Annotated in this window: 24 protein-coding genes and 1 riboswitch; of the genes, 5 read left to right on the forward strand and 19 right to left on the reverse strand. The window is 70.7% G+C overall.

Going from position 1 to position 24,630, the window contains the following annotated elements:
• Positions 1-68: 68 nt before the first annotated feature.
• Positions 69-875, reverse strand: a complete 807-nt coding sequence (locus E1288_RS25095) for a TSUP family transporter (protein ID WP_132489121.1) — start codon at positions 873-875, stop codon at positions 69-71.
• A 208-nt stretch (positions 876-1,083) separates the two neighbouring features.
• Here E1288_RS25095 and rpsT point away from each other — a divergent pair, with 208 nt between their 5' ends.
• Positions 1,084-1,344 (forward strand): 30S ribosomal protein S20, encoded by a 261-nt coding sequence (gene rpsT / locus E1288_RS25100; protein ID WP_093271622.1) that lies wholly within the window; start codon positions 1,084-1,086, stop codon positions 1,342-1,344.
• A 71-nt stretch (positions 1,345-1,415) separates the two neighbouring features.
• Here the strand turns inward: rpsT and holA are convergent, their stop codons facing one another.
• Positions 1,416-2,402 (reverse strand): DNA polymerase III subunit delta, encoded by a 987-nt coding sequence (gene holA, locus E1288_RS25105; protein WP_132489123.1) that lies wholly within the window; start codon positions 2,400-2,402, stop codon positions 1,416-1,418.
• 96 nt (positions 2,403-2,498) lie between these two features.
• Positions 2,499-2,631: riboswitch (SAM riboswitch) on the forward strand.
• A gap of 12 nt (positions 2,632-2,643) precedes the next feature.
• On the opposite strand from holA, the gene thrC reads away from it, so the two are divergent.
• Positions 2,644-3,912 (forward strand): threonine synthase, encoded by a 1,269-nt coding sequence (gene thrC, locus E1288_RS25110; protein ID WP_132489125.1) that lies wholly within the window; start codon positions 2,644-2,646, stop codon positions 3,910-3,912.
• A gap of 102 nt (positions 3,913-4,014) precedes the next feature.
• Here thrC and E1288_RS25115 read toward each other — a convergent pair whose 3' ends face one another.
• From E1288_RS25115 to E1288_RS25160, 10 genes are all read right to left on the reverse strand, one after another.
• Positions 4,015-6,366: a ComEC/Rec2 family competence protein gene (locus E1288_RS25115; RefSeq protein WP_207954546.1), complete on the reverse strand. Its 2,352-nt coding sequence runs from the start codon at positions 6,364-6,366 to the stop codon at positions 4,015-4,017.
• Positions 6,363-6,926: a ComEA family DNA-binding protein gene (locus E1288_RS25120; RefSeq protein ID WP_132489127.1), complete on the reverse strand. Its 564-nt coding sequence runs from the start codon at positions 6,924-6,926 to the stop codon at positions 6,363-6,365. The genes E1288_RS25115 and E1288_RS25120 overlap by 4 nt, the downstream gene beginning before the upstream one ends.
• A 339-nt stretch (positions 6,927-7,265) precedes the next feature.
• Complete coding sequence (locus tag E1288_RS25125; RefSeq protein WP_132489129.1) at positions 7,266-8,123, reverse strand: DegV family protein; 858 nt, start codon at positions 8,121-8,123, stop codon at positions 7,266-7,268.
• Positions 8,124-8,157: 34 nt separating this feature from the next.
• Positions 8,158-8,772 carry a histidine phosphatase family protein gene (locus tag E1288_RS25130; protein WP_132489131.1) on the reverse strand — a complete coding sequence of 205 codons (615 nt, stop codon included), beginning with the start codon at positions 8,770-8,772 and terminating at the stop codon, positions 8,158-8,160.
• Positions 8,769-9,167, reverse strand: a complete 399-nt coding sequence (gene rsfS, locus E1288_RS25135) for a ribosome silencing factor (protein WP_132489133.1) — start codon at positions 9,165-9,167, stop codon at positions 8,769-8,771. Before rsfS ends, E1288_RS25130 begins: the two co-directional genes overlap by 4 nt.
• Positions 9,168-9,359: 192 nt before the next feature.
• Positions 9,360-9,983 carry a nicotinate-nucleotide adenylyltransferase gene (gene nadD, locus E1288_RS25140; RefSeq protein ID WP_132489135.1) on the reverse strand — a complete coding sequence of 208 codons (624 nt, stop codon included), beginning with the start codon at positions 9,981-9,983 and terminating at the stop codon, positions 9,360-9,362.
• 286 nt (positions 9,984-10,269) lie between these two features.
• On the reverse strand, positions 10,270-10,491 hold the full coding sequence (locus tag E1288_RS25145; RefSeq protein WP_132489137.1) for a ferredoxin: 222 nt from the start codon (positions 10,489-10,491) through the stop codon (positions 10,270-10,272).
• 28 nt (positions 10,492-10,519) lie between these two features.
• The gene (locus E1288_RS25150) at positions 10,520-11,725 is read right to left on the reverse strand and encodes a cytochrome P450 (protein ID WP_132489139.1); all 1,206 of its coding nucleotides are present in this window, start codon (positions 11,723-11,725) and stop codon (positions 10,520-10,522) included.
• An 81-nt stretch (positions 11,726-11,806) separates the two neighbouring features.
• Entirely contained in the window at positions 11,807-12,391 is a 585-nt protein-coding gene (locus E1288_RS25155; protein ID WP_132489141.1) for a TetR/AcrR family transcriptional regulator, read from the reverse strand.
• 2 nt (positions 12,392-12,393) lie between these two features.
• Complete coding sequence (locus tag E1288_RS25160; RefSeq protein WP_132489143.1) at positions 12,394-13,734, reverse strand: glutamate-5-semialdehyde dehydrogenase; 1,341 nt, start codon at positions 13,732-13,734, stop codon at positions 12,394-12,396.
• 89 nt (positions 13,735-13,823) lie between these two features.
• Here E1288_RS25160 and E1288_RS25165 point away from each other — a divergent pair, with 89 nt between their 5' ends.
• A complete protein-coding gene (locus E1288_RS25165) occupies positions 13,824-15,944 on the forward strand; it encodes a RecQ family ATP-dependent DNA helicase (protein ID WP_132489145.1) in 2,121 nt (706 codons plus the stop codon).
• Between the two features lie 93 nt (positions 15,945-16,037).
• On the opposite strand, the gene E1288_RS25170 is transcribed toward E1288_RS25165, so the two are convergent.
• From E1288_RS25170 to E1288_RS25180, 3 genes are all read right to left on the reverse strand, one after another.
• Positions 16,038-17,678 carry a DUF885 domain-containing protein gene (locus tag E1288_RS25170; RefSeq protein WP_235883786.1) on the reverse strand — a complete coding sequence of 547 codons (1,641 nt, stop codon included), beginning with the start codon at positions 17,676-17,678 and terminating at the stop codon, positions 16,038-16,040.
• Between the two features lie 157 nt (positions 17,679-17,835).
• Positions 17,836-18,033 carry a DUF397 domain-containing protein gene (locus E1288_RS25175; RefSeq protein ID WP_132489149.1) on the reverse strand — a complete coding sequence of 66 codons (198 nt, stop codon included), beginning with the start codon at positions 18,031-18,033 and terminating at the stop codon, positions 17,836-17,838.
• Positions 18,030-18,881: a helix-turn-helix domain-containing protein gene (locus E1288_RS25180; protein ID WP_132489151.1), complete on the reverse strand. Its 852-nt coding sequence runs from the start codon at positions 18,879-18,881 to the stop codon at positions 18,030-18,032. Before E1288_RS25180 ends, E1288_RS25175 begins: the two co-directional genes overlap by 4 nt.
• A gap of 254 nt (positions 18,882-19,135) precedes the next feature.
• Between E1288_RS25180 and E1288_RS25185 the strand changes: the two genes are divergently transcribed.
• Positions 19,136-19,375 (forward strand): zinc finger protein, encoded by a 240-nt coding sequence (locus tag E1288_RS25185; protein WP_132489153.1) that lies wholly within the window; start codon positions 19,136-19,138, stop codon positions 19,373-19,375.
• Between the two features lie 117 nt (positions 19,376-19,492).
• Complete coding sequence (locus E1288_RS25190) at positions 19,493-20,770, forward strand: MFS transporter (protein ID WP_132489155.1); 1,278 nt, start codon at positions 19,493-19,495, stop codon at positions 20,768-20,770.
• Between the two features lie 64 nt (positions 20,771-20,834).
• Here the strand turns inward: E1288_RS25190 and proB are convergent, their stop codons facing one another.
• The 4 genes from proB to rplU all read right to left on the reverse strand — a co-directional run bounded on the left by proB (position 20,835) and on the right by rplU (position 24,224).
• On the reverse strand, positions 20,835-21,956 hold the full coding sequence (gene proB, locus E1288_RS25195) for a glutamate 5-kinase (protein ID WP_132489157.1): 1,122 nt from the start codon (positions 21,954-21,956) through the stop codon (positions 20,835-20,837).
• Complete coding sequence (gene obgE / locus E1288_RS25200; RefSeq protein ID WP_132489241.1) at positions 21,953-23,440, reverse strand: GTPase ObgE; 1,488 nt, start codon at positions 23,438-23,440, stop codon at positions 21,953-21,955. The genes proB and obgE overlap by 4 nt, the downstream gene beginning before the upstream one ends.
• A gap of 203 nt (positions 23,441-23,643) precedes the next feature.
• The gene (gene rpmA, locus E1288_RS25205; RefSeq protein WP_132489159.1) at positions 23,644-23,901 is read right to left on the reverse strand and encodes a 50S ribosomal protein L27; all 258 of its coding nucleotides are present in this window, start codon (positions 23,899-23,901) and stop codon (positions 23,644-23,646) included.
• 14 nt (positions 23,902-23,915) lie between these two features.
• Positions 23,916-24,224 carry a 50S ribosomal protein L21 gene (rplU, locus tag E1288_RS25210; RefSeq protein WP_093278869.1) on the reverse strand — a complete coding sequence of 103 codons (309 nt, stop codon included), beginning with the start codon at positions 24,222-24,224 and terminating at the stop codon, positions 23,916-23,918.
• Positions 24,225-24,630: the final 406 nt, after the last annotated feature.

The following is a 24,630-nucleotide window of genomic DNA, read 5'->3' on the forward strand; positions in this document are numbered from 1 at the left end:
TGCAGCGGAGCGGGAGCGGAACCCTAGGCACAACCAGGAGTTGATATTACCCCGTCCGATTCCCGCGTCTACACGCCGGCGGCGAGCTTCCAGCCGAGGCTGATGACGAGCCCGACGACCACCGTCAGGAAAACCCGCCGCACGAAACCGGATCCGCGCTTCGCGGCGACCATCGCGCCCAGGACGCTGCCCGCCATGTTGCTCGCGGCCATCACCAGCGCCAAGCCCCACAGCACCTTTCCCGCCGGGATGAAGAACGCGAGCGCGCCGATGTTCGTGGCGACGTTGACGACCTTCGCCGTCGCCGATGCCGTGACGAACGCGAAACCGACCAGGCCGACGAGCAGGAACACCAGGAACGAGCCGGTGCCGGGCCCCGCGATGCCGTCCCAGAAGCCGATCAGGGCGCCGCCGGCGAGCATCACGAGCAGCTGCGCGCGCCGCTCGAAGCGCGGCGCATCGGACGAACCCAGCTCGGGCTTGCGCCAGGTGTAGATGCCGACGACGGCCAACGCGACCAGCACGATGACGTTGAGGACCTGCGACGGGAGCGCATCGGCCAGGACAGCTCCGCCCAGCGACCCGAGCAGGGCGACGATCGCCATCGACAGCGCGGCCTGCCAGTCGATCGGCGTCCGCTTCGCGTAGGTCCGGGCGGCGGCCGTGGTCCCGGCGATCGCCGCCACCTTGTTGGTGGCCAGCGAGTAGATCACCTCGCCGCCGGGCAGGAGCAGCAGCATCGCGGGCAGCTGGATCAGGCCGCCACCGCCCACGATGGCGTCGACCGCCCCGGCCAGGAATGCGGCGCAGCAGAGGAACAACAGCCCGGCCAGGGAAAGTTCCGCGAATCCGGGCCAGTTCAACGCATCGAGCACGAAGAGTGACCCTATGGTCCGCAGGCGCGGGATCCGAGCCGATGTGACCGCCGTCGCCCGGTCCCGCCCGCCACCTTCGACGCAGGTGACCGCTGTTAACATGGACGACCGTGCCGTGCGGCATTCCGCCGTGGAGGAAATCTGCCCTGGGGCAGCGCCGACAACAGTGCGGCACGATCGATTCAACAGACTGAGAAGAGGCGCCACAGTGGCCAACATCAAGTCCCAGATGAAGCGGATCAAGACCAACGAGCTGGCCCGGCAGCGGAACAAGGCCGTGAAGTCCGCGGTCAAGACCGCCATCCGCAAGTTCCGCGAGGCCGCTGACGCCGGCGAGAAGGACAAGGCCATCGAGCTGCAGCAGGCCGCCAGCCGCGCGCTGGACAAGGCCGCCAGCAAGGGCGTCATCCACAAGAACCAGGCCGCGAACAAGAAGTCCGCGCTGGCGCAGCGCGCCAACCAGCTCTGAGCTGAGGCCGAGCTTCCGGCCCCCTTCCCGCCACGGGGAGGGGGCCGTTTGCGTTCACGGGAAAGCGCGGGTCACGAACGCTGGTTGCGGAGCTCCACGAGCCGGAGGACGGTTCGCTCAAGGGCGTAGGTGGCGTCGGCGGCCATGCCCTTGACCCCGGCGTTGACCTCCGCGACCGCCTGCAGCGCCTGCGCGAGGCTCGACGCGTTCCAGCCACGGGACTGCGCCAGCGCCTTCTTCACCTTCCACGCGGGCATGCCGAGCTCGCCCGCGAGCCGGAACGGGTCGTTCCGGCCGCCTGCGGCGGCGACCCGGCCGATAGTGCGCACCGAATCGGCGAGGGCATCGGCGATCAGCACGTGCGGAACGCCGAGCTGCACGGCCCACCGCAGGGCCTCCAGCGCCGCCGCCCGATCACCGGTCACCGCCTTCTCCGCGACCGCGAACCCGGTCACCTCCGCGCGCCCGCGGTGGTAGCGGCGCACCGCCGTCTCGTCGACCTTGCCGCCGGTGTCGGCGACCAGCTGCGTCGCCGCGGCCGACAGCTCGCGCAGGTCCGAACCTACCGATTCGATCAGCGCGGCCACGCCGGCCGCATCGGTCTTCCCGCCGGCCCGGCGCACCTCGTCGCGGACGAACGCCTCTCGCTCGGCGGGCTTGGTGATCTTGTTGCACTCGGTGACGCGCGCGCCGAGTTTGCGCAGCGCATTGGGCAGTTCCTTGGCGTGCTTCGACCGGCCGCCGCCGGTGTGCACGACGACGAGCGTGACCCCGTCCGCCGGCTGCCGGGCGTACGTCAGCAGCGCTTCGGCGATCTCCTTGCCCGCGTCCTGCGCGGACTCCACGGCCAGCACCCGGCCCTCGGCGAACAACGACGGGCTGAGCAGCTCCGCCAACTCCGGAGGAGTGAGTTCGCTCACCTTCACGCGGCGCAGCTCGGCCTCCGGGTCCACGGCGCGGGCGGCTCCGACGGCCGCCCACAGCGCGCGTTCCACCAGCAGTTCTTCGTCGCCGATAACCAGATGCAGCGGATCGGGGACCACGGCCGGTGCACTCATACACGCATCGTCGCACGCACCCGCGACGGTCCCGCCATCTGGATCGTGCTGGCCAGAACCCGGCGCGGTCCACTAGCGTTGCCGGCACAACCGAATAGCTCATCCAGAGGGGCAGAGGGAACGGCCCGATGAAGCCCCGGCAACCGTTCGTCAGCGAATCGTGATTTCACCCGCGAGGTCTCTGACGAAAGCGGTGCCAATTCCGACCCGTCCGCGGGACAGATGAGGAGAGGACCTCGCGATGACTGCTGCCGCCCATGCCCAGAATTCGGCGAAGAAGACCTACGACCTGGGCAATGCCGTCGAACTGGTGTCCAAGGAAGAGGGCCACCGGCAGCCGCTGGCCCCGGAATTCGTCTCCTTGGAAGACTTCTCCCCGCTCGAGGTCGCGTACGACTTCGGCCGGATCCGCCGCGAGGACATCGAGGCCGGCCCGCGTTCCATCTGGCGCTACAAGCAGCTGCTCCCGGTTCCCTCCAACGTCGAGGAGCACCCGAACACCGACCCGGGCTGTACCCGGCTGATCCGGGCCGACAACCTCGCGAAGGCGTTGGGCGTCAAGCGGATCTGGATCAAGGACGACACCGGCAACCCCACCCACTCCTTCAAGGACCGCGTCGTCGCGGTGGCGCTGGCCGCCGCACGCGAATTCGGCTTCAAGGTGCTGGCCTGCCCCTCCACCGGCAACCTCGCCAACGCGGTGGCCGCAGCCGCGGCCCGCGCCGGCTGGGACTCGGTGGTGCTGGTGCCCAAGACCCTGGAGCGCGCCAAGATCCTGATGAGCGCGGTCTACGACGGTTCGCTGCTGGCCGTCGACGGCAACTACGACGACGTGAACCGGTTGGCCACCGAACTCGCCGCCGAGCACGAGGACTGGGCGTTCGTCAACGTCAACGTGCGGCCCTACTACTCCGAAGGCTCGAAGACGCTGGCCTTCGAGGTCGCCGAGCAGCTCGGCTGGCGCATCCCCGAGCAGATCGTGGTGCCGATCGCCTCCGGCTCGCAGCTGACCAAGGTCTACAAGGGATTCAACGAGCTCGGCCAGGTCGGTCTGGTGGAGCCGAGCCCGGTGCGGATCTTCGGCGCGCAGGCCACCGGCTGCTCCCCGGTGTCGACGGCGTACAAGAACGGCCACGACGTGGTCCAGCCGGTGCGGCCGGACACCATCGCCCGGTCGCTGGCCATCGGCGCTCCCGCCGACGGCCCCTACGTGCTCGACATCGTGCGCAAGACCGGCGGCGCCATCGAGGACGTCACCGACGACGAGGTCCGCGACGGCATCCGGCTGCTGGCGCGCACCGAGGGCATCTTCGCCGAGACGGCCGGTGGGGTCACCGTGGCCACGGCGAAGAAGCTCATCGAGGCGGGCAAGATCGACCCGGATGCCGAGACCGTGCTGCTGATCACCGGTGATGGCCTGAAGACCCTGGACGCGGTGCAGGACCAGATCGGCCCGAAGGCCACCGTCGCGCCGACCACCGAAGCGGTCAACCAGGCGCTCGGCCTCTGAGCCGACCCGGCGACCTGATTCGAGGGCGCGGCGTCACCGCACGGCGGTGGCGCCGCGCTTTCGTCCACAAGGGACGAACACGGGTGCTCGGGTCGCCTCGTCCTACGACTCGCCTGCGCGCAGCGGGTCGCCCCGGGCTACGTAGCGGGGGCCCTGCGGGCCGGGCAGGATCGCGATATCTCCTTCCTGGTCGGTGCGCAGCACTTTCGTGCCCGCACGGATGAGGTTGTCGACGATGAACGGGCTGGGGTGCCCGTAGGTGTTGCCGGCGCCGACGCTGATCACGGCCAGCCTCGGGCGCACTGCTTGCAGGAAACGCGGTGCGGTGTAACGGGATCCGTGGTGCGGGACCTTGAGCACATCGGCCCGGAGATCCGCACCGGAGGACACCAGCCGCCCCTGCCCGGGCAGTTCGACGTCGCCGGTGAGCAGGACCCGACCGGCCGGGGTGGTCGCCAGCAGCACGATCGACGCGTCGTTGGCGTCGTCGGCCGACTGCGTGCGGGCCAGCACCGGGTCCGGGCCGAGAACGTCCAGGACCAGCCCCGGCCAGGCCGCGCGCTGACCGGACAGCAGCGGCACGACCGGAACCCGGTGCGCGCGGGCATCCCTCGCGACGTCGTCCATCGCCCACGCCGGCTGCCGCAGCGGGCCGATCGCGACCGCGTCGACGGGGATCTTCCCCATCAGCGCGGCCAGCCCGCTCACGTGATCGGCGTGCAGGTGGGTGAGCACCGCCAGCGGGATCCGGCGAATCCCGAGCCTCCGCAGGCATTCCGCGGCCCGTTGCGGATCCGGCCCGGTGTCGACCACCACCGCCTCGTTCGGGCGGCCGGTGGCCAGCACCAGCCCATCGCCTTGGCCGACGTCGCAGGCGACCACGCTCCAGCCCGGCACCGGCCAGCCCGGCAGCACGGTGCGCACCGGCACCACGACCAGCACCACGAGCAACAGCCCCACCGCGACCACCAGGCGAATCCGCTTGCCGCGCAAGGCGATCAGCCCGACCGCCGCGATCACCGCGAGCGCGATCCCGCCGACGGTGCCCGATGGCCAGTCGAACGCCGCGCCGGGAACCGCTGCGGCCCGCTCGGCGACCAGGATGATCCACTCCAGCTCCGGCGCCGCCAGCCGGCCGAACACGCCGGCCGACCAGGCCGATACCGGCGCCACCACGGTGGCCAGGACGCCGAACACCGTCGCCGGTGCGACGACGGGCCCGGCCAGCATGTTCGCCGGCACCGCCACCAGGCTGACCTCGCCGGAGAGCGCCGCGATCAGCGGAGCCGTGACGACGTGCGCCGCCAGCGGCACGGCGATCGCCTCCGCCAACCCGATGGGCACTCCCCTCACCCGCAGCGCCAATGACCACACCGGTGCCAGCAGCACCAGCCCGGCAGTGGCCGCGACCGACAACGCGAATCCTGCGCTCGTTGCCAGGTCTGGCAGGAGCAGCAGCAAGCCGATCACGCTCGCGGACAGCGCCGGCAACGCCGACCGCTGCCTGCCCAGCACCAATGCGAGCAACGTGATCGCGCCCATCACCGCCGCGCGCAACACGCTCGGTTCCGGTCCGGCCAGGACGACGAACCCGACGAGCGCCCCGCCCGCACCCACGGCCGACATGACCGGCCCCGCGCCGACCAGGTGCAGCAGCACCAGCACCGCGCCGCACACGATCGCTAGGTTGGCGCCCGAAACCGCCGTCAGGTGGGACAGCCCGGCGGTCTCGAAGTTCTGCTCCACCTCCGGCGGCAGCCGCCCGGTGTCGCCGACCACCAGCCCCGGCAGCAGCCCCGCGGCGGCCGGGCCGAGCACGTCGGCCGAGACCCGCCGCAGGCCGTCCCGCAAGTCCTCCGCGACACGCTGCCAGCCCGGCGCGGCCACGACGTCGGCCGGTGGGCCGAACACCTGGAAAGCCGCGACCGTGAGCTCGCCGGCACGCGGCGGGGAGACCTTGCCGGTCGCCGTAACCTGTTGCCCGGCAATGAGGTTCCGCCACTGCTCAGTCGGGACCAGCAGCACCACCGATCCGTCTGCCAGCACCCGACGCCCGGCCAACTCGCCTGCCTGCAACTCGGCGCGGACCAGCGATCTGTCCGCCGCTCGCCGGGCTCCGAAGGACGCACCGCGCAACGGAGCCGGCGCGCTCGTCAGCGTGACTCGCAGCGTCGCCCGTTCGCCGTGTCCGGCGGCCAGCCGCACCGGATGGTGCTCAACCGCGTGGACGCGAACCGCGATCCCGGTGGCGGCAACGCCCGCCAGCAGCAGGACCACGAGAGCACCCCTGGCGACCGGCCGGGCGCGTACCGCCTTCCACACCAGTGGCGCGGCCAGCAGGGCGAGCAACGCCACGACCGCGGCCGGAGCCCAACCCGCCAGCAATCCGGTCAACGTCACGGCCCAGACCGCGAGCGCGGTCGGGACCAGGCGCAGGTCGAGTCTCGCGATCACACCCGCACCACCTCCCGCAGCCGGTCGAACCGGGTTTCGCCGATCCCGCCGACCTCCTTCAGCTGCTCCACCGAGTCGAAGCGGCCGTGTTCGGCCCGCCACTGCACGATCCGCTTGGCGGTGACCTCGCCGATGCCTGGTAGTTCATCGAGTTCGTCCTCCGTCGCGATGTTCAGGTCGACCTTTCCGTCGCCGCCGGGTTGTCCGGGCTGCGGCGCCCCCGGCACGGCGACGTAGAGCTGCTCGCCATCGGTCAGTCGGCGAGCCAGGTTGAGACCCGTCAGGTCCGTGTCCGGCAGCGGACCACCGGCCGACGCGACGGCGTCGGCCACCCGGGCGCCGGGCGGCACGGTGACCAGGCCCGGGCGAGCCACCCGGCCGACGACGCTGACGACGAGCTCCGGCGGCGCCGCCGTCGCGACCGGGGCCGGCGGCGGCACGATCGGCGGCGGCGCGGGTTCCGCCGTGGGCTGACCGGACCACGTCGCGGCCACGATGCAGACCAGCACCACCAAGGACACCAGGGCGAGCGCGAGCACACCGATTCGACCGGGGTCCACTCTGGACCTCAGCAGGGGCTCTGGTAGCCATCTCTCGGCCAGCCGCCGCCAAGGCGAGCCGGATCCGGTATCCGGTGGCGGCGCCGAGTAGTTCGGACCGGCGCGCTCCGCCGGATCATCACGGGACGCATGCCGCCGAAGGGTCTGCAGCCTGCTTCGCGGATCTAGTTCCTCGAATTCGTCTGCTCTGGAACGAAAACTCCGGATGTCAAACATGCGGTCGACGGTAGAGCAGACGAAAGTCGTTCCGCAGCTTTATTTTTCGCGGATAAGACCACTGTGGATCAGATCAGCGATGGATTCAGCTCGAAGGTGTGGAATCCGCCAGTCGAAAGGTTTTCAGGCGTCCGAACGCCACCCGTTCGGGAGCACCACGACACCCACCGCGCCCGGTCCGATGTGCGCGCCGATCACCGCGCCCACCTCCGAAACGACGCAATCCACCGAGTCACCGAGCTCGGCGCGGATCTGACCGGCGAGCCGCTCGGCGCGCTCCGGCGCGGCCAGGTGGTGCACCGCGATCGCGGCCCGAGAACCCGCCGCGCGCAACGAAATCTCCAGCAACCGGGCCATCGCCCGGGTGGTCGTGCGCACCTTCTCCAACGCGTCGATGCGACCGTCGTGCACGTGCAACAGCGGCTTTATGGCCAACGCGGTGCCCAACACCGCCGCAGCGGTCCCGATCCGCCCACCACGCCGCAGGTATTCCAAGGTCTGCACGGAGAACAACGTCGTCGTGCGCTCGGCGGTCGAAACCGCGACGCGCTCCACCTCGGTCAGCACAGCACCCGACTTCGCCGCCTCGGCGGCCGCGAGCACCGAAAAACCCAGCCCCATGGCGGTGGACCGGGAATCGACGACCCGGACCCGCTCGGGATCGACCTCGCGAGCGGCCAGCCGCGCCGCGTCCCAGGTGCCCGACAGCTGCCGCGACAGGTGCACCGCCACCACGCCGTCGGCACCGCCGTCCAACGCGTCCTGATAGGCCTGCGCCAGTTCCTGCGGCGTCGCACCGGCAGTGGTGACCCGGTGCTTGCGGTCGAAAGCGCGCGCGAGATCGCCGGGACCGAAATCCGACTCGTCGACCGCGGCGGCCCCATCCACGCTGACGTGCAACGGAACGGTCCGCACCGCGTACTGCGCGGCGTATCCCGCCGGCAGGTACGCCGTCGAATCGGTGACGACTGCAATGGGCACGCCGCAACCCTACGACGTCACGGGCAGAACGCGATCAGCCCTCGACCCCGGCGTTGAAGGCGACCAGCCGCCAGCGGCCGTCATCGCCGCCGCGCCGCTTCAGCACGACCCAGTGGCAGTTGCCGATACCGCCCAGACCCGGCCACAGGTCCAGCGGCAGGCCGACCAGCTTGGCGGTCAGCGCGGTGATCAGCCCGCCATGGGCGCACAGCAACGCGGAGCCTCGCGGCCGGCCGTCGAGCTCCTCGACGACCTCCAGCGCGCGCTCGGCCACCTCGACGCGGGACTCGCCGCCCGGCGGCGCCCACGTCGGGTCGGCCCGCCACGTGCTCAAAGCCCCAGGCCAGCCCCGCTCGACCTCCGCGACGCTGAGCCCCTGCCACTCCCCGAGGTGCGTCTCGCGCAGCCGCTTGTCCAGCCGCACCGAAGCCCCGCTGACCTCGGCGAACGCGGCCGCCGTCGTGCGGGCCCGGTTCAGGTCGGAGCTGAGCGCGGTGTCCGGGGCGAACCGGGCGATCGCCGGCGCCGCGCGCCGGGCCTGCTCCTGGCCGGTCTCGGTCAGCGAGCTGTCGAGATGCCCCTGCATGCGGCCCGTGGCGTTGTAGTCGGTCTCCCCGTGCCGCCAGAGCACCAGCTGGTCGAGGCTCACGCTTCGGCGTCCGGCGAGTCCGCCTCGGCGGGCGCGTTCTGGTCCTCGAACTCGATCCGCGGGCAGTCCTTCCACAGCCGTTCCAGCTGGTAGAAGGCGCGCTCGTCGGAGTGCTGGACGTGCACCACGACGTCGACGAAGTCCAGCAGGACCCACCGGCCCTCGCGCGCGCCTTCGCGGCGCACCGGCTTGGACCCGGCGGCGCGCAGCTTCTCCTCGACCGCGTCGACGATCGCTTCGACGTGCCGCTCGTTGGGCGCGGATGCGATCAGGAAGCAGTCGGTGATGACCAGCTGCTCGGAGACATCGAGCAGGACCACGTCGGTGGCCTTCTTGTCCGCCGCGGCCTGCGCCGCGATCAGAGCCAGCCGTCGGGCGTTCTCGGTGGCTGCCACGTCACTCCTCTCGGGTGGGTCAGGTGTGCGACCCACGCCGGGTAGAGGATAGCCAGCCCGCCCCACACCAGGCCGAACCCGTCTCCACGGCCACCGGGCCGCGACATCCGTCACGCCCGAAGCGCGCCACTTCCGGGAACACCAGAAGTCCCACCTGGTCAAACAGGCGCGGGAACCGGAGCTCACCGCCGGTCAGGACGGCGACGCCGGTCCCCACTCGGTTCCGGAGTCGTCCCGGTACAGGCCTCGCTTGGTGATGTACTGCACGATTCCGTCCGGGACCAGGTACCAGACCGGCAGGCCCGCCCGGACCCGGTCCCGGCAGCCGGTCGACGAGATCGCCATCGCCGGGATCTCCACCAGCGACACCGCCCCCGCGGGCAGGTGGGCGCCGTTGAGCGAGTAGCCGGGCCGGGTCACGCCGATGAAGTGCGCCAGGTCGAAGAGCTCTTCGACCCGGTGCCAGGACAGGATCTGCTCCAGCGCGTCCGCACCGGTGATGAAGTACAGCTCCGCGTCCGGGAACTGCTGGTGCAGATCCGTGAGGGTGTCCGCGGTGTAGGTCGGGCCGCTTCGGTCGATGTCGACGCGGCTGACCAGGAATCGCGGGTTGGACGCGGTGGCGATCACCGTCATCAGGTAGCGGTCCTCGGCGGGGCTGACCACCTCGTGGCTCTTCTGCCAAGGCTGGCCGGTGGGCACGAAGACGACCAGTTCCAGGCCGAACTGGGCCTGCACCTCGCTGGCCGCGACCAGGTGTCCGTGATGAATGGGATCGAAGGTGCCACCCATGACCCCGATCCTGCGACGAGACATAGCTGCCAAGCCTAGGAAGTCGACGTCCTGCGGTGGTCGGCGGGGCGTGCGTCGTACATCACCCCGGCTGTGGGGCCCGGCTCGCACTCCCCTGCGAACCGGGCCTCACGCCACGCCGACCGTGGAGCCCGGCCCACGCTCCCCCCTGAGCCGGGCCCCACGGCCCTGCACGACCCTCGGCGGCTGGGGGCCCACCTCGGGTCGCCGGCGCTGCCGTTTCTCAGGCGCGCACCGGTGTGACGCGCGGACCCGGGCACCCATGACGCGGACACGAATGTGTCCTACGTCACTCTTCCGGGGCTACTACGTCGCCGGTCTCGGCGTCCTTGACCAGGATCGCCTCCACGGGGCAGGACTCCGCCGCGTCGACCACCTGATCGGCCGGGTCCACCGCCGCGTTCCTGGCGCAGCCGTATCCGTCCACCAGCTCGAAGTGATCAGGCGCGACACCGGCGCACATGCCGGAACCGATGCAGGTGTCCGCATCGACCTCGATCGTCCAGCTCATTGCCCACCTCTTCCAGTTATGAGGGAGATCACTCGACACCTTGCCACGTCAGCACCATCCGCTGGGGCCCCCGGACGAGCATTCCGCTCTTCCACTCGACGTCTGCCGCGGACGTCGCGAACCGCAGCCCCGGCAGCCGGGTCAGCAGCGTGCGCAGCGCGACCTGCAGCTCCAGCCGCGCGAGCTGGGCGCCGAGGCAGTGGTGCGGGCCGTGCCCGAAGCCGAGGTGCGTCGCCTCCCGGCGGGTCAGGTCGAGCTGCTCGGGATCGCTGAACACCGCCTCGTCGCGGTTCGCGGCTGACGCGCTGACCATGACCGGCTCGCCGGCCCGCACCAGCACGCCGCCCAGCTCCACGTCCTCGGTGGCGTATCGCGGGAAGCCGGCGCCGACGCCGAGCGGCACGTAGCGCATCAGCTCCTCGACGGCCTGCGGCACCGCGTCGAGGTCCGCGCGCAGCTCGGCGAGCTGCTCCGGGTGCGTCAGCAGCACGTAGACGAAGTTCGGGATCTGGGTCGCGGTGGTCTCGTGACCGGCCACCAGGATCCCCGCCGCCAGCCGGACGAGTTCGTCCTCGGACAGCTTGTCCTGCTCGTCGCGGGCCGCGATCAACGCGCTGAGCAGGTCGTCGGCGGGTTCCTCGCGGCGTTGGGCGATCAGCCCGGCGATGTAGCCGAACATCTTGTCGATGTAGTCGGTCACCTGCTCCGGGGTGAGCTTCGTGGTGGACAGGAACGCGTCCGACCACACCCGGAAGTCCCCGCGGTCGGCGTAGGGCACGCCGAGCAGTTCGCAGATGACGGTGATCGGCAGCGGCAGCGCGAATTCCTCGACGAGGTCGGTGGGGCCGCCTCGTTCGATCATCCGGTCCACCAGGCCGTCGGCGATCTCCTGGGTCCGCGGCCGCAGCTGTTCCACGCGACGCGCGGTGAAGGCCTTCGCCACCAGCTTGCGGAGGCGGGTGTGGTCCGGCGGGTCCATGCTGAGCAGTCCGCCTTGCGGGCTGTTCGGCCGCAGCCTCGGCTCGTCGTGGTCGAGTGCGGCGGCGCGGCTGAAGCGCGGGTCGCCCAGCACGATCTTGGTGTCTTCGTATCGGGTCGCGAGCCAAGCCGTCTCGCCGTAGGGCAGCTGGACCCGGGTCAGCGGTTCCTGCTCGCGCAGGCGGGCGTAGATGGGATCCAGGTTCAGCTTGTCGGCCGCGCTGAAGGGATAGGTCCTCGGCTCCGTGGTGGTCATGCACAGCTCCCGGTGGACGTGATGTAAGCAGGCGCTTACATCATCACCGTACGCGGGCCCCGGCGCAGGTGCACGCCTTGATCACCTTTCGTCCGGAAGGTCCGTTCGTTCCAGCAGAACGGAAATCCCGCGCGCCACGTGCCGCGCGACCGCGTCGGGGTCGGCGTCCGCCAACGGGGACTTGCCCAGCACCGAGCGGACCATGCCGATCCCGAACAGCCACGCCAGCACCAGATCCGCGCGCAGCTCGGCGTCCGGCGCGTCCGTGAGCTCCGCCAGGCGGGCCGCGTAACGCGCGCCCAGCTCCTCGCGCAGCACGTGCGCGGCGCGCTCGTCGCTGTAGGAGCGCAACATCGCCGCGATCGGATGCTCAGGACCGCTGAGCTGGTCCGCTGACAAGAGGTTGCCGAGGATCCGCAGCGGCAGCTCCTCCGGCGGCTGCGCTTCGAGCAGCCGGGTGCTGTCGTGGCTGAGCACCGCAGCGAAGAGCTCCTGCTTCGAGCCGAAGTAGCGGAACAGCAGGGCCTGGTTCACCCCCGCCCGCGCCGCCACGTCGCGCACCGTGGTCGCGTTGAAGCCGCGCTCGGCGAACAGCGCCGACGCGGCCTGCAACAACGCGTCCTTGGTGGCGGCCGAGTCACGTTTGCGGCGCGGCGCCTGGGTCAAGGTCAGCTCCCCGGGCAGGAACTGGTGCTCGACGGGGCGGAGCCCGGCCGCACGTGCCCGTCGCCGAAGGCCAGCCACTTCGTGGACGTCAGCTCCGGCAGGCCCATCGGCCCGCGGGCGTGCAGCTTCTGGGTGGAGATGCCGATCTCGGCACCCATCCCGAACTCGGCGCCGTCGGTGAACGCGGTGGAGGCGTTGACCATCACCGCCGCGGCGTCCACCTGGACGGTGAACTGCCGGGCCGCGCGGACGTCGCTGGTCACGATGGCCTCGGTGTGCCCGGAGCCGTGGGCGCGGATGTGCTCGACGGCGTCGGGCAGCGAGTCGACCACCGCCGCCGCGATGTCCAGCGACAGGAACTCGGTGTCCCAGTCCTCGTCGGTCGCCACGACCACGTTGGAGCCGCCGACGGCGACGACGCGCTCATCGCCGTGCACCGTCACGCCCGCGCCGTGCAGCCCGGCGAGCGCCCGGGGCAGGAACTCCTCGGCGATGTCCTTGTGCACCAGCACGGTTTCGGCCGCGTTGCACACGCTCGGGCGCCGGGCCTTGGAGTTGAGCAGGATCCGCAGCGCGGTGTCGATGTCCGCGGTCGCGTCGACGTACACGTGGCAGTTACCGACGCCGGTCTCGATCGCGGGCACCGTGGCGTTCTCCACGACGGCGGAGATCAGCCCGGCTCCGCCGCGCGGGATCACCACGTCCACCAGTCCCCGCGCGGTGATCAAGTGCTGCACGGACGCCCGGTCGTGGCACGGCAGGAGCTGCACGGCGTCGGCAGGCAGGCCGCGCTCGCGGACCACGTCGGCGAGGATCGACACCAGCACGGTGTTGGAGTGCTCCGCCGAGGACGAGCCCCTCAGCAGCACCGCGTTGCCCGCCTTCAGCGTCAGGCCCGCGGCGTCCACGGTGACGTTGGGACGACCCTCGTAGACGATCCCGACCACGCCGAGCGGCACCCGGACCTGCTGCAGCTGCAACCCGTTGGGCAGCACGCTGCCGCGCACCACCTCGCCCACCGGGTCCGGCAGGCCGGCGACCGTGCGCAGCCCGTCGGCCATCGCCTCGACGCGCTCGGGGCTCAGGCTCAGCCTGTCGATCAGGCTCTCCGGCATCCCGGACTCGCGGCCCGCGGCGACGTCCCGGTCGTTGGCGGCGAGGATCTCCGGCGTCCGCCGCACCAGCTCGTCGGCCATCGCGTGCAGCAACGCGTCCTTGTCGCCCCGGGTGGCCTGCGCCAGCTCGGCCGCCGCCCGCTTGGCGCGCTGCGCCGCGTCGCGAACCTGCTCCCGCAGCTCGTCGCCGGACACCTTGCCTGTGATCGTGGACTCGGTGGTGGTCACCCGCCCAGACTAGTCCGTTCGGGCATCGTCCCGACATCGGATTTCACCCCGGACGTGCGACGTCGTGGGCATCGGGTAGGAATCGGTGCGTGGACGAAAACGCGCTGCGCGAACTCGCCGACGACCGACTCCGCGCGCTGGCCGGCCCCGACGCCGCGCTGCGCGAGGACCAGTGGAGCGCCATCCGCGCCCTGGTGCTGGAACGCCGCCGCGCGCTGGTGGTGCAGCGCACCGGGTGGGGGAAGTCCGCCGTCTACTTCATCGCCACCGCGCTGCTGCGCGAGCTCGGCGAGGGTCCGACGGTGATCGTTTCGCCGCTGCTCGCGCTGATGCGCAACCAGGTCGACGCGGCCGCGGCCGCCGGGGTGCACGCCGCCACGATCAACTCCGCGAACCCCGACGAGTGGGCCGACATCGAGGAGCAGGTCGCCGCCGGCGAGGTGGACGTGCTGCTGGTCAGCCCGGAGCGGCTGAACAACCCCGACTTCCGCGACACGATCCTGCCCGAGCTCACGCAGACCGCGGGCCTGCTGGTGGTGGACGAGGCGCACTGCATCTCCGACTGGGGCCACGACTTCCGCCCGGACTACCGGCGGCTGCGGACGCTGCTCACGGAGCTGCCGGAGGGCGTCCCGGTGCTGGCGACCACGGCCACCGCGAACGACCGAGTCGTGCAGGACGTCTCCGACCAGCTCGGTGTCGGCGGCGAGTACACCGACCCGCAGGAAACGCTGGTGCTGCGCGGCACGCTGGACCGGGAGAGCCTGCGGCTGGGCGTCGTCCGGTTGCCCTCGGCGGAGGCGCGGCTGGGGTGGCTGGCGAGCCACCTGAAGGAGCTGCCCGGCTCCGGCATCATCTACACGCTGACCGTGGCGGCAACCGATGAGATCGCCGCCTACCTGCGCGATCAGGGCTACGAGGTGGCGTCCTACTCGGGTCGCACCGACCCCGCCGAGCGGCAGCAGGCCGAGGCTGACCTGCTGGCGAACCGGGTCAAGGCGCTGGTCGCGACCTCGGCGCTGGGCATGGGTTTCGACAAGCCCGACCTCGGGTTCGTGGTCCACCTGGGCGCGCCGTCCTCGCCGATCGCCTACTACCAGCAGATCGGCCGCGCCGGTCGCGGCGTGCAGCGGGCCGAGGTGCTGCTGCTGCCCGGGCCGGAGGACCGCGACATCTGGAGCTACTTCGCGTCGCTGGCGTTCCCGCCGGAGCCGACGGTGCGCGCGGTGCTCGACGCGCTGGCGCAGCACGAGCGCATGTCGACGGCCGCGCTGGAACCGCACGTCGAGCTGGGGCGCACCCGGCTTGAGATGGTGCTGAAGGTGCTGGACGTCGACGGGGCCGTCCGCCGGGTGAAGGGCGGCTGGGAGGCCACCGGAGAGCCGTGGCACTACGACGCCGAGCGCTACGCCCGCATCGCCGCGGAGCGGAAGTCCGAGCAGCAGGCGATGCTCGACTACCTCGGCACGTCGTCGTGCCGCATGGAGTTCCTCCGGCGGCAGCTCGACGATCCAGCGGCCGAACCCTGCGGCCGCTGCGACAACTGCACCGGCTCCGGCTATTCCGGGGACGTCGACGACCAGGCCGTGGAGCAGGCCGGGGAGCGCCTGCGGCGGCCCGGCGTGGAGGTTTCGCCGCGCAAGATGTGGCCGAGCGGCATGGACTCGCTGGGCGTCCCGGCCGCCGGCAAGCTGACCGCCGGGGAGCAGGCCACCACGGGCCGGGCGATCGGGCGGCTCACCGACATCGGCTGGGGCAACCGGCTGCGCGAACTGCTCGCCACCGGCGCGCCCGACCAGGAACTTCCGGACGACCTGTTCCAGGCCGGGATCAAGGTGCTGGCCGCGTGGGAATGGGCGCAGCGCCCGGTGGGCGTGGTCGCGCTCGGTTCGCGGACGCGCCCCCAGCTGGTGCGCAGCCTGGCGGAGCGGATCGCCACGATCGGGCGGCTGCCGCTGCTCGGCGAGGTGCTGACGAACCCGAACACGACGCCCCGGCGGGCCACGAACAGCGCGCAGCGGGTGGCTTCGCTGTGGCAGCAGTTCAAGGTGCCCGAGGAACTCTCCGCCAAGCTGTCCACACTGGACGGGCCGGTGCTGCTGATGGACGACTACGCCGACACCGGCTGGACCGTCACCGTCGTCAGCCGCCTGCTCCGCCAGGCGGGCGCCCCCGCGGTCCTCCCCTTCACCCTCGCCACCACTTCGTGAGCGGATCCAGACGCTGAGCCGCTGCTCAAGACCCGTGCGTACTTTGTGTTGCCACAGCAGCACAAAGTACGCACGGGCGGGCAGTCCTGCGCTTCATCCCCGCGCTCGCACCCATCCGGCGATGACCTCGTCCAGGACCGGCAACGGCAGCGGGCCGTTGCCGATGACCACGTCGTGGAACGCTCTGAGGTCGAATGCCGGACCCAGCTGCGCTTCGGCCCTGGCGCGCAGCCGCTGGATCTCCAGACGGCCGACCAGATAGGACAGCGCCTGCCCCGGATTTTCGATGTACCGGTCGGTTTCCGACTGGATCTCGACCTCCGGCATCACCGTGTTCGCCCGCAGGAAGTCCACCACCTGCCGACGACTCCAGCCGAAGGCGTGCAGCCCGGTGTCCACCACCAGCCGAGCCGCGCGCATCGAATCCATCGCGAGCATGCCCAGCCGGGCGATGTCGTCGGAGTACAGACCGGCCTCGTCGGCGAACCGCTCCGCGTACAGGCCCCAGCCCTCCATGAACGCGTTGATCCACGCGGCCCGCCGGATTAGCGGCACCCCGGTCAGCTCCTGCGCGAGGGTGATTTGGAAGTGGTGCCCCGGAACGGCTTCGTGGAACGCCGTCGCCTCGGCCAGGAACCGGGGGCGCTCCTCGGCGCGGTAGGTGTTGGCGTAGTAGATCCCCGGCCTGGAGCCGTCCAGCGGCGCCGGGAGGTACGCGGCCGCGGTCGCACTCGCCTCACGGTCCGCCGGGACGGCTTCCACCCTGCACCGCTGCGACGGCTGCCGCCCGAACCACTTCGGCGCCGCCTCTTCGGCGCGGCCGATCGCCGCCTGGGCCGCCCCGAGCAGCTCGGCGGCGTCATGCCAGCGCAACGCCGGATCGGTGCGCATCCGCTGCTGCACCTCGGCGGCGGTTCGCAGGCCGAATTCCCGCGAACCGATTTCCGCGTATTCCTCGGCAAGTCCTTCGATCGCCGCGAGCCCGGCGCGGTGCAGGTCCTCCGGGGTCCAGTCGACCGTGGTGTGCATCCGGGCCAGTGCCGCGTAAGTCTCCGCCCCGCCCGGCAGCCAGCACAGCCCCGGCCGGTCGTCGGGCCGGCCGTGCGGCTGGATCTCGGCGTGCAGGACGTTGCGGTACGCGGCGAACGCCGGCCGGACCGCGTTGGCGAGCAGTCGATCCCGCTCGTCGGCGCTGCGCAACGGGGCCTGCCGTAACGGATCGCTTTCCGGAGCCGACAGGTAAGCGTCGAGGTGCGCGACCGCATCCCGGACGCGGTGCGCGACCGGCGTCCGCCCCGCCGCCACGCCGTGGCGGTGCCGATCCGCCGCTTTGGCAAGGAAATCGGGGATCGCGGCAAGCCGGGTCAGGAAGTCCTGTTCCTGCTGCGGCCCGGACGGCCGCACTGCGGGCAGGAGTTCGAGCAGCTTGGCGATCGGCGAGACCAGCAGGTCGTGCATGGTGTGTTCGACCAGCCGCGCGCCGAGCCGCGTCGCGACCGCCTCGGCCTGCTGCACCACCACACCGCGGGTGATCCGGTCTTCGGGCGGCGGATCGAGCGAGCGGGCCGCGGCGGCGATGCGCAGCGCGCGCTCCCGGATCGCGGACTCCGCGGACTCGTCGAGATCGCCCAGTCGGTGGTCGATTCCCGGTATTCCCTGCAGGAGTTCGTTCAGCGGATCCTCATCCGCCAGGATCTCGATCAGCTCGTCGGCGAGCTCGCGCGCGGTGTTCACCGGACCAGTCTGCCTGATGCGGCAACGCATTCGGCGAATTCGGCCAACGGGTGCAATTCACCCGAAGTAGGTCATGAAAAGGTACGAAGGCGAACGAAATGCGGAAAACCGGCTCGGTGCCCTCGAACCGACGCCGAGGGCACCGCAGGAATCGACGTCAGGAATCGAATCGTCCGGCGCGCACCCCGGCGACGAACGATCTCCATTGACCGCCCGAAACCGCGAAGTACCCCGCAGCCCGGTTCTTCGAATCCCGGACGGCCGCGCCGTCACCGAAGCGGCCGACCTCGACGCAGTCGCTCACCTGCGCCGACCGGCTCGACTTCCGCCAACCAACCGGCTGTGCCGTAGTCACGCAATGGCCTCCATCTCGTTCGCACACTTGGCGATGAACCCGATCGATTCGTCGTGATCCATCGCGAACGAGAGCAGGGTAGTGATCGCGTCCAGGTATTCCTGCGCTAGTCCGGGGTTGTACAGAAAGGCAGCGGATCGGTAGTGCTCCAAGTGGACGATCGGCTGCGCCTTCGGGAATTCGAACACCACGAACGGGCCGACGTGACCGGGATGCCAGGACGTCGAACCGCTCGCCACGACGCGGACTTCGATGTTGGACCATTCCGCCAGTTCCGCGACCTTGCGGAGCTGGTCGGCCATCACGGCGTGCCCACCGATCGGTTCCCGCAGCGCGTGTTCGCTGATGATCGCCGTCAGGTGCGGGCCGTTGCGCGCGGAGAGGATCTCCCGGCGGCCGACGCGCATCAGCACCAGCTTCTCCACCTCGCCGACCGGCCTGCCGCGCATCACGGCACGCGCGTAGTCGGAGGTCTGCAGCAGGCCGGGAACCAGCCCGGTGGCCACATTGGTGATGCGGGTGGCGGTGCGCTCGAACTCGATCAGCGCGGTCAGCTCCTGCCGCACGCCGGCGCGATCCGCGGTGAGCCAGTTCGGCACGTCGGCGTCGCGCGCCATCTCGACGAGTCGATCACGTTCGGTAGCCGAAACTCCCAGCGCCGTCACGAACGCGGCCACCACTTCCGGCGGCGGCACGGACTTGCCCGTCTCGTACCGCATCAGCTTGACGTGATTGGTGTCGAGCTCCTGTGCCAGCGCGCGGAGGCTCTTGCCGACCAGTTCCCGGGCTTCGCGCAGCTCAGCCCCGAGCGCACGGGCTTTCGGCGTGCCGCCAGTGGTACGGGTCATGAAACATAGCGAAACAGAATTCGGGTCTGGTAACTACTACCTGTTCAGGTAATTGGCCAGCCGTTTCAGTACCACCAGAATGGTACGTGCGACGACGACGTCCGATCAGGAAGGCACCGGCCAGTCTCGCAGCCGCCCGGCTCGTCCTCGGTGTCCAGCACCGCGATCCCGGCGGCGTCGTACCCCCGGAACCGGCTGCCGGACGCGACAAGCGGCGGACGCCTCAGTCGAGTTGGAACAGGCGGTGATCTTGCATGCCTCACCCGTTTCGCTGGCAACCCGGCGATGGGCAGCGCCACGCCACGCAGAAACCCCGGCCCCGTGGCGGTTTTCCGGTGGACGCGCAGGTCGAGACGCTGTGCGGCAGGGAGATCACCGTGGACAACTCCGACGTCGCATGGCTGTGGACGACGTGCCCGGAGTGCAACCGGTTCGCGCACGAGCTGACCGGTACTCCGATCGCGCCCTGTAGTCCAGGTCCTCCCACAGGGTGAATTGGGATCTTCCGTACGGGCGACCCAGACCGTACTGTGTCGTCACCCGTACGAAGCCCGGAGAACAACAGCACATCTCCGGCGCACGGGCGTCCTGCCACGACACCGGAGGATGCGATGGCGCACGAAGCGGCGACGGCCGAGGATTCCCGACTACCCATCCGAACCCTGGTCGCCGCCAGCATCGGCAACGCGGTCGAGTGGTACGACTGGACCATCTACACCGCCTTCAGCGTCTACTTCGCCGCGGCGTTCTTCCCCGGTGAGCTCGCGCTGATCAACACACTGGCCACGTTCGCGCTGGCCTTCTTCTTCCGCCCGCTCGGCGGCTGGCTGCTCGGGCGGTTCGCCGACCTCCGGGGCCGCAAGACGGCGATGCTGGTGACCATCTCGCTGATGGCCGGTGGCTCGCTGATCATCGGCCTGCTGCCGACATTCGAGTCGATCGGCTGGGCCGCGGCGATCCTGCTGGTCCTGGCGCGCATCGGGCAGGGCCTCTCGCTCGGCGGCGAGGTGTCCAACGCATCGGCCTACCTGGCGGAGATCGCCCCGGCCGCCAAGCGCGGCCGCTACTCGGCGTTCTTCTACATCTCGACCGGCTCCGCGCTGCTCGTCGCCTCGCTGCTCGGCTACGCGCTGACGGCGCTGCTCACCGAGGAGCAGCTCACCGACTTCGGCTGGCGGATCCCGTTCCTGATCGGCGGCGTGCTCGGGCTGCTGGGCATCTGGTTGCGCCGCACGCTCGAGGAGACCGAGCAGTTCGAGGACAACCGCGCCAAGGCCAAGGCGCTGAAGAATCCGCTGTGGATGACGCTCAAGTACCACCCCAAGGCGGTCGGCCAGCTGGTGGGCTTCAGCATGCTGTCCACGCTCTGCTACTACACGTTCTTCAGCGCGCTGACGCCGTTCGCGGTGAAGACCCGGCACGCTGATGCCACCGACGTGTTCCTAGCGCTGTCGATCGCCACCGCGCTGTTCATCGCGCTGCAGTACCCGATGGGCGCGCTGTCGGACCGCATCGGGCGAAAGCCGCAGCTGCTGGTGTGGTCGGCGGCGATCGCGGTCCTCATCGTGCCGCTGTCCACATTGGTCCGTCCCGGGCTGGGCGGCCTGCTCGTGGTGTTCTGCGTGGGAATCGCGTTGTACACCGCGATGACCTCGATCGCTCCGGCGATCATGTCGGAGCTGTTCCCGACCGAGCTGCGCGGCCTGGGCATCGGCGCCTGGTACAACCTCACCGTCGCGATCTTCGGCGGCACCGCGCCGCTGGTGATCCAGACGCTGGCGCGCTACGAGCTGTCGACGATGTTCTTCTGGTACATCGCAATCGCCTCGGCGATCGCGTTCTTCGTGATCCGCACACTGCCCGAGACCAAGGGCACCGAGCTCCGCTGATCTCGGCCCGGACGACGAAGGGCACCTCCGGTCGGAGGTGCCCTTCACTTCGGGGAAATCGTCCTCAGCGGAGCGGGACGAGGTCGTCGGCGTGGACCACCTCTCGGCGTTGTTCCGCCGGCAGCTCGTGCGTCGAGCGGCCGATCAGGTCCGGCAGTTCAGCCGCGTCGTAGGCGACCACGCCGCGGCCCACGACCTTGCCCGCCGGGTTGACCAGCTCGACCACGTCGCCACCGTCGAACGCGCCCTCCACCGCCGTGATGCCCGCCGCCAGCAGGGAACGGCGGCGCTTGACGACCGCCGCCACCGCACCGTCGTCCAGCCACAGCCGGCCGTTGGCCCCGGCCGCGTGCGCCAGCCAGAAGCGGCGCGCCGAGAGCCTGCTGCCGGTCGCCGCGAAAGCGGTGCCGACATCGGCCGGGCCGAGCGCGCGCTCGGCCAGCGCGGCGGAGGTCAGCAGCACCGGAATCCCCGAGGAGCAGGCGACCCTCGCCGCCTCCACCTTCGACGCCATGCCACCGGTGCCTAGCCCGGACGCGCCGGTGCGGCCGGCGTGCACGCCCGCCATGTCCGCGTCGCCGTTGACCTCCCGGATGGCAGAAGCGTCGCCGCGGCGCGGATCGCCGTCGTACAGGGCATCCACATCGGACAGCAGGACCAGCGCGTCGGCGCCCACCAGGTGCGACACCAGCGCGGCCAGCCGGTCGTTGTCGCCGAAGCGGATCTCGTGCGTCGCGACCGTGTCGTTCTCGTTGACCACCGGTACCGCGCCGAGGCCGAGCAGCCGGTCCAAGGTGCGCTGCGCATTGCGGTAGTGACCGCGGCGCACCACGTCGTCCGCGGTCAGCAGCACCTGCCCGACCGTCAGGTCGTAGCGCGAGAAGGACTCCGCGTACGCGTGCGCCAAGGCCTGCTGGCCGACGCTCGCCGCCGCCTGCTGGGTCGCGAGGTCCTTCGGCCTGCGGCTCAACCCCAGCGGCGCGATGCCCGCCGCGATCGCTCCCGACGACACCAGCACCACGTGACCGCCGGCGGCGACCCGCCGGGCCACGGTGTCGACCAGCGTCGCCAGCCGCTCCGCGTCCAGGCCGCCCTTCGTGGTGGTCAGCGACGACGACCCGACCTTCACCACGACGCGCTGCGCCGCGGCGACCGCCTTCCTGGTCGCCGAGAGCTGATCGCTCACCGGCCGTCCTCCTCGACGTACTGGCCGAACTCGTCCAGCGCGCTGCGGCGCGCCTTCTTCGCCGCCTTGCGGTCGGACGCCGAGATCCGGTCGTCGTGGTCGATGCGCAGGTCGGTGCCCCGTCGGCCGAGCACGCCCGCCACGCCGGCCGGCGTGGACGGCTCCCAGTCGAAGGTCATGTTGCCGATGGTCACCTGGCTGCCGGGCTTCGCGCCCCGCTTGGCCAGGGCCTCCTCGACGCCGAGCTTCGCCAGCCGGTCGGCGAGGAAGCCGATCGCCTCGGTGTTGCCGAAGTCGGTCTGCCGCACCCACCGCTCCGGCTTCTCGCCGCGCACCACGAACGCGTCCTCGAACTGGGGATCGGGTTCGACAGTGAAGTTGCCTGCGTCGACGGCCGCGGGCCGGACCACCACTCGCGCCGGCTCCGGCGGCGGCAGCTGCGCGCGGTAGCGCTCGACCTCGGCGGCCATCGCGAAGCTCAGCTCGCGCAGCCCTTCGCGGGACGCGGTGGACACCTCGAACACCGGCCAGCCGCGCGCCTCCAGGTCCGCCTTGACCAGCTCGGCCAGTTCGCGGGCCTCCGGCACGTCCATCTTGTTGAGGACGACCATCCGCGGGCGGGACTCCAGGTCCTGGCCGCCCTGCTCGGCCTTCAGCGCCGGGGTGTACTGCGCCAGCTCGTTCTCCAGCGCGTCCACATCGGACAGCGGATCGCGGCCGGGTTCGAGCGTGGCGCAGTCCACCACGTGCACCAGGACCGCGCAGCGCTCGATGTGGCGCAGGAAATCCAGGCCCAGGCCGCGGCCCTCGCTGGCGCCCGGGATCAGCCCCGGCACGTCCGCCACGGTGAACACCGTCTCGCCCGCGGTGACCACGCCGAGGTTGGGCACCAGCGTGGTGAACGGGTAGTCGGCGATCTTCGGCCGCGCCGCGGACAGCACCGAGATCAGCGACGACTTGCCGGCCGACGGGAATCCGACGAGGCCGACGTCGGCGACCGACTTCAGCTCCAGCACCAGGTCGAACTGCTCCCCCGCCTCACCGAGGAGCGCGAAGCCGGGCGCCTTGCGCGCCTTGGACGCCAGCGCGGCGTTGCCCAGCCCACCGCGGCCGCCCGCGGCGGCGACGAAGGTGGTGCCGACGCCGACGAGGTCCGCCAGCACCTCGCCGTCCTCGGTCATCACCACGGTGCCGTCCGGGACCGACAGGACGAGGTCGCCGCCCTGCGCGCCGTTGCGCATGCTGCCCTGGCCCGGCTTGCCGTTGGCCGCGCGGGCGTTCGGGCGGTAGTGGAAGTCGAGCAGGGTGTGCACGTTGGGATCCACGACGAGCTGGACGTCGCCGCCCTTGCCGCCGTTGCCGCCGTCCGGCCCGCCCAGCGGCTTGAACTTCTCCCGGTGCACCGAGGCGCAGCCATGCCCGCCGTCGCCTGCCGCGACGTGGATGGTCACGCGGTCAACGAACCGCGACACGAATGCCTCCAGGAAACTCCGGCCGAGCCCGGCCCGGCGTAAAACTGTCTGGGGCGCCTCGCACGTGAACGCGCACGTCACCCACCTCGATGGTGCCGCGCGAGACGCGTTGCTGCCGGGAGGCGTGACCACCCGCACAACGAAAACGACGAGGGGCGGGCCGGACTAGCCGGACCCGCCCCTCGTCGGGAACTACTTCGCAGCCGAGAGCCGGATCAGGCCTCGGCCGGCAGCACGCTGACGGCCTTGCGGCCGCGGTAACGTCCGAACTCGACGGTACCGGCGGACAGCGCGAACAGGGTGTCGTCGTTGCCTCGGCCAACGTTCAGGCCGGGGTGGAACTTGGTGCCCCGCTGACGGATCAGGATCTCGCCGGCCTTGACGACCTGGCCGCCGTAGCGCTTCACCCCGAGGTACTTGGGGTTAGAGTCGCGGCCGTTCCGAGAGCTGGATGCGCCCTTCTTGTGTGCCATGACTACTCAGGTCCTCACTTCGTGATGCCGGTGACCTCAACGCGGGTCAGCTTCTGACGGTGACCCTGGCGCTTGTGGTAGCCGGTCTTGTTCTTGAACTTGTGGATGCGGATCTTGGGGCCCTTGGTCTGCTCGACCAGCTTGCCGGTCACCGACACCTTGGCCAGCGCGTCGGCGTCGGTCGTGACATCAGAGCCATCGACGACCAGAAGCGCCGGGAAACTGACCTCGGAGCCCAGCTCGCCCTCGAGCTTCTCGACCTCGACGACGTCCCCGACAGCCACCTTGTACTGCTTGCCGCCGGTCTTGACGATCGCGTACATGAGTCGGAAGTCTCCTGCTGCTCGGTTTCGCTACTTCACCAGGTCTGCGGCGGACGTCCACCTCGACCGCGTGGGACGAGGATTCCTACCACGCCGCCGGTGCAGCGCCTCGGTGGGTTCCTGTCTCGGCAGCCGAGCCGCACGGGCGATCGCATTCGAAACAGGCGTTTTATCTCTCCGCCCGTCCGGCGGCGAGAAGTTCTCACCCATCATACAGACCGCTTTCCGGACCCCGATCGACCGGGGGCGTACCGCGGGAGGAACCGGCCACGAGGGCCGATGACGAGCGAGCCGCGACAGCGTACGACCGCCGGAACCGCGTGGTCAAATCCAGCCACGGTCGCCGTCTGATCTGCCAGGCTCTGACCTGCGCTTGCTACGGTGAGGCGCTATTGATCGGAACTGG

The sequence above is a fragment of the Saccharopolyspora elongata genome (assembly GCF_004348985.1).
Taxonomy (GTDB): domain Bacteria; phylum Actinomycetota; class Actinomycetes; order Mycobacteriales; family Pseudonocardiaceae; genus Saccharopolyspora; species Saccharopolyspora elongata.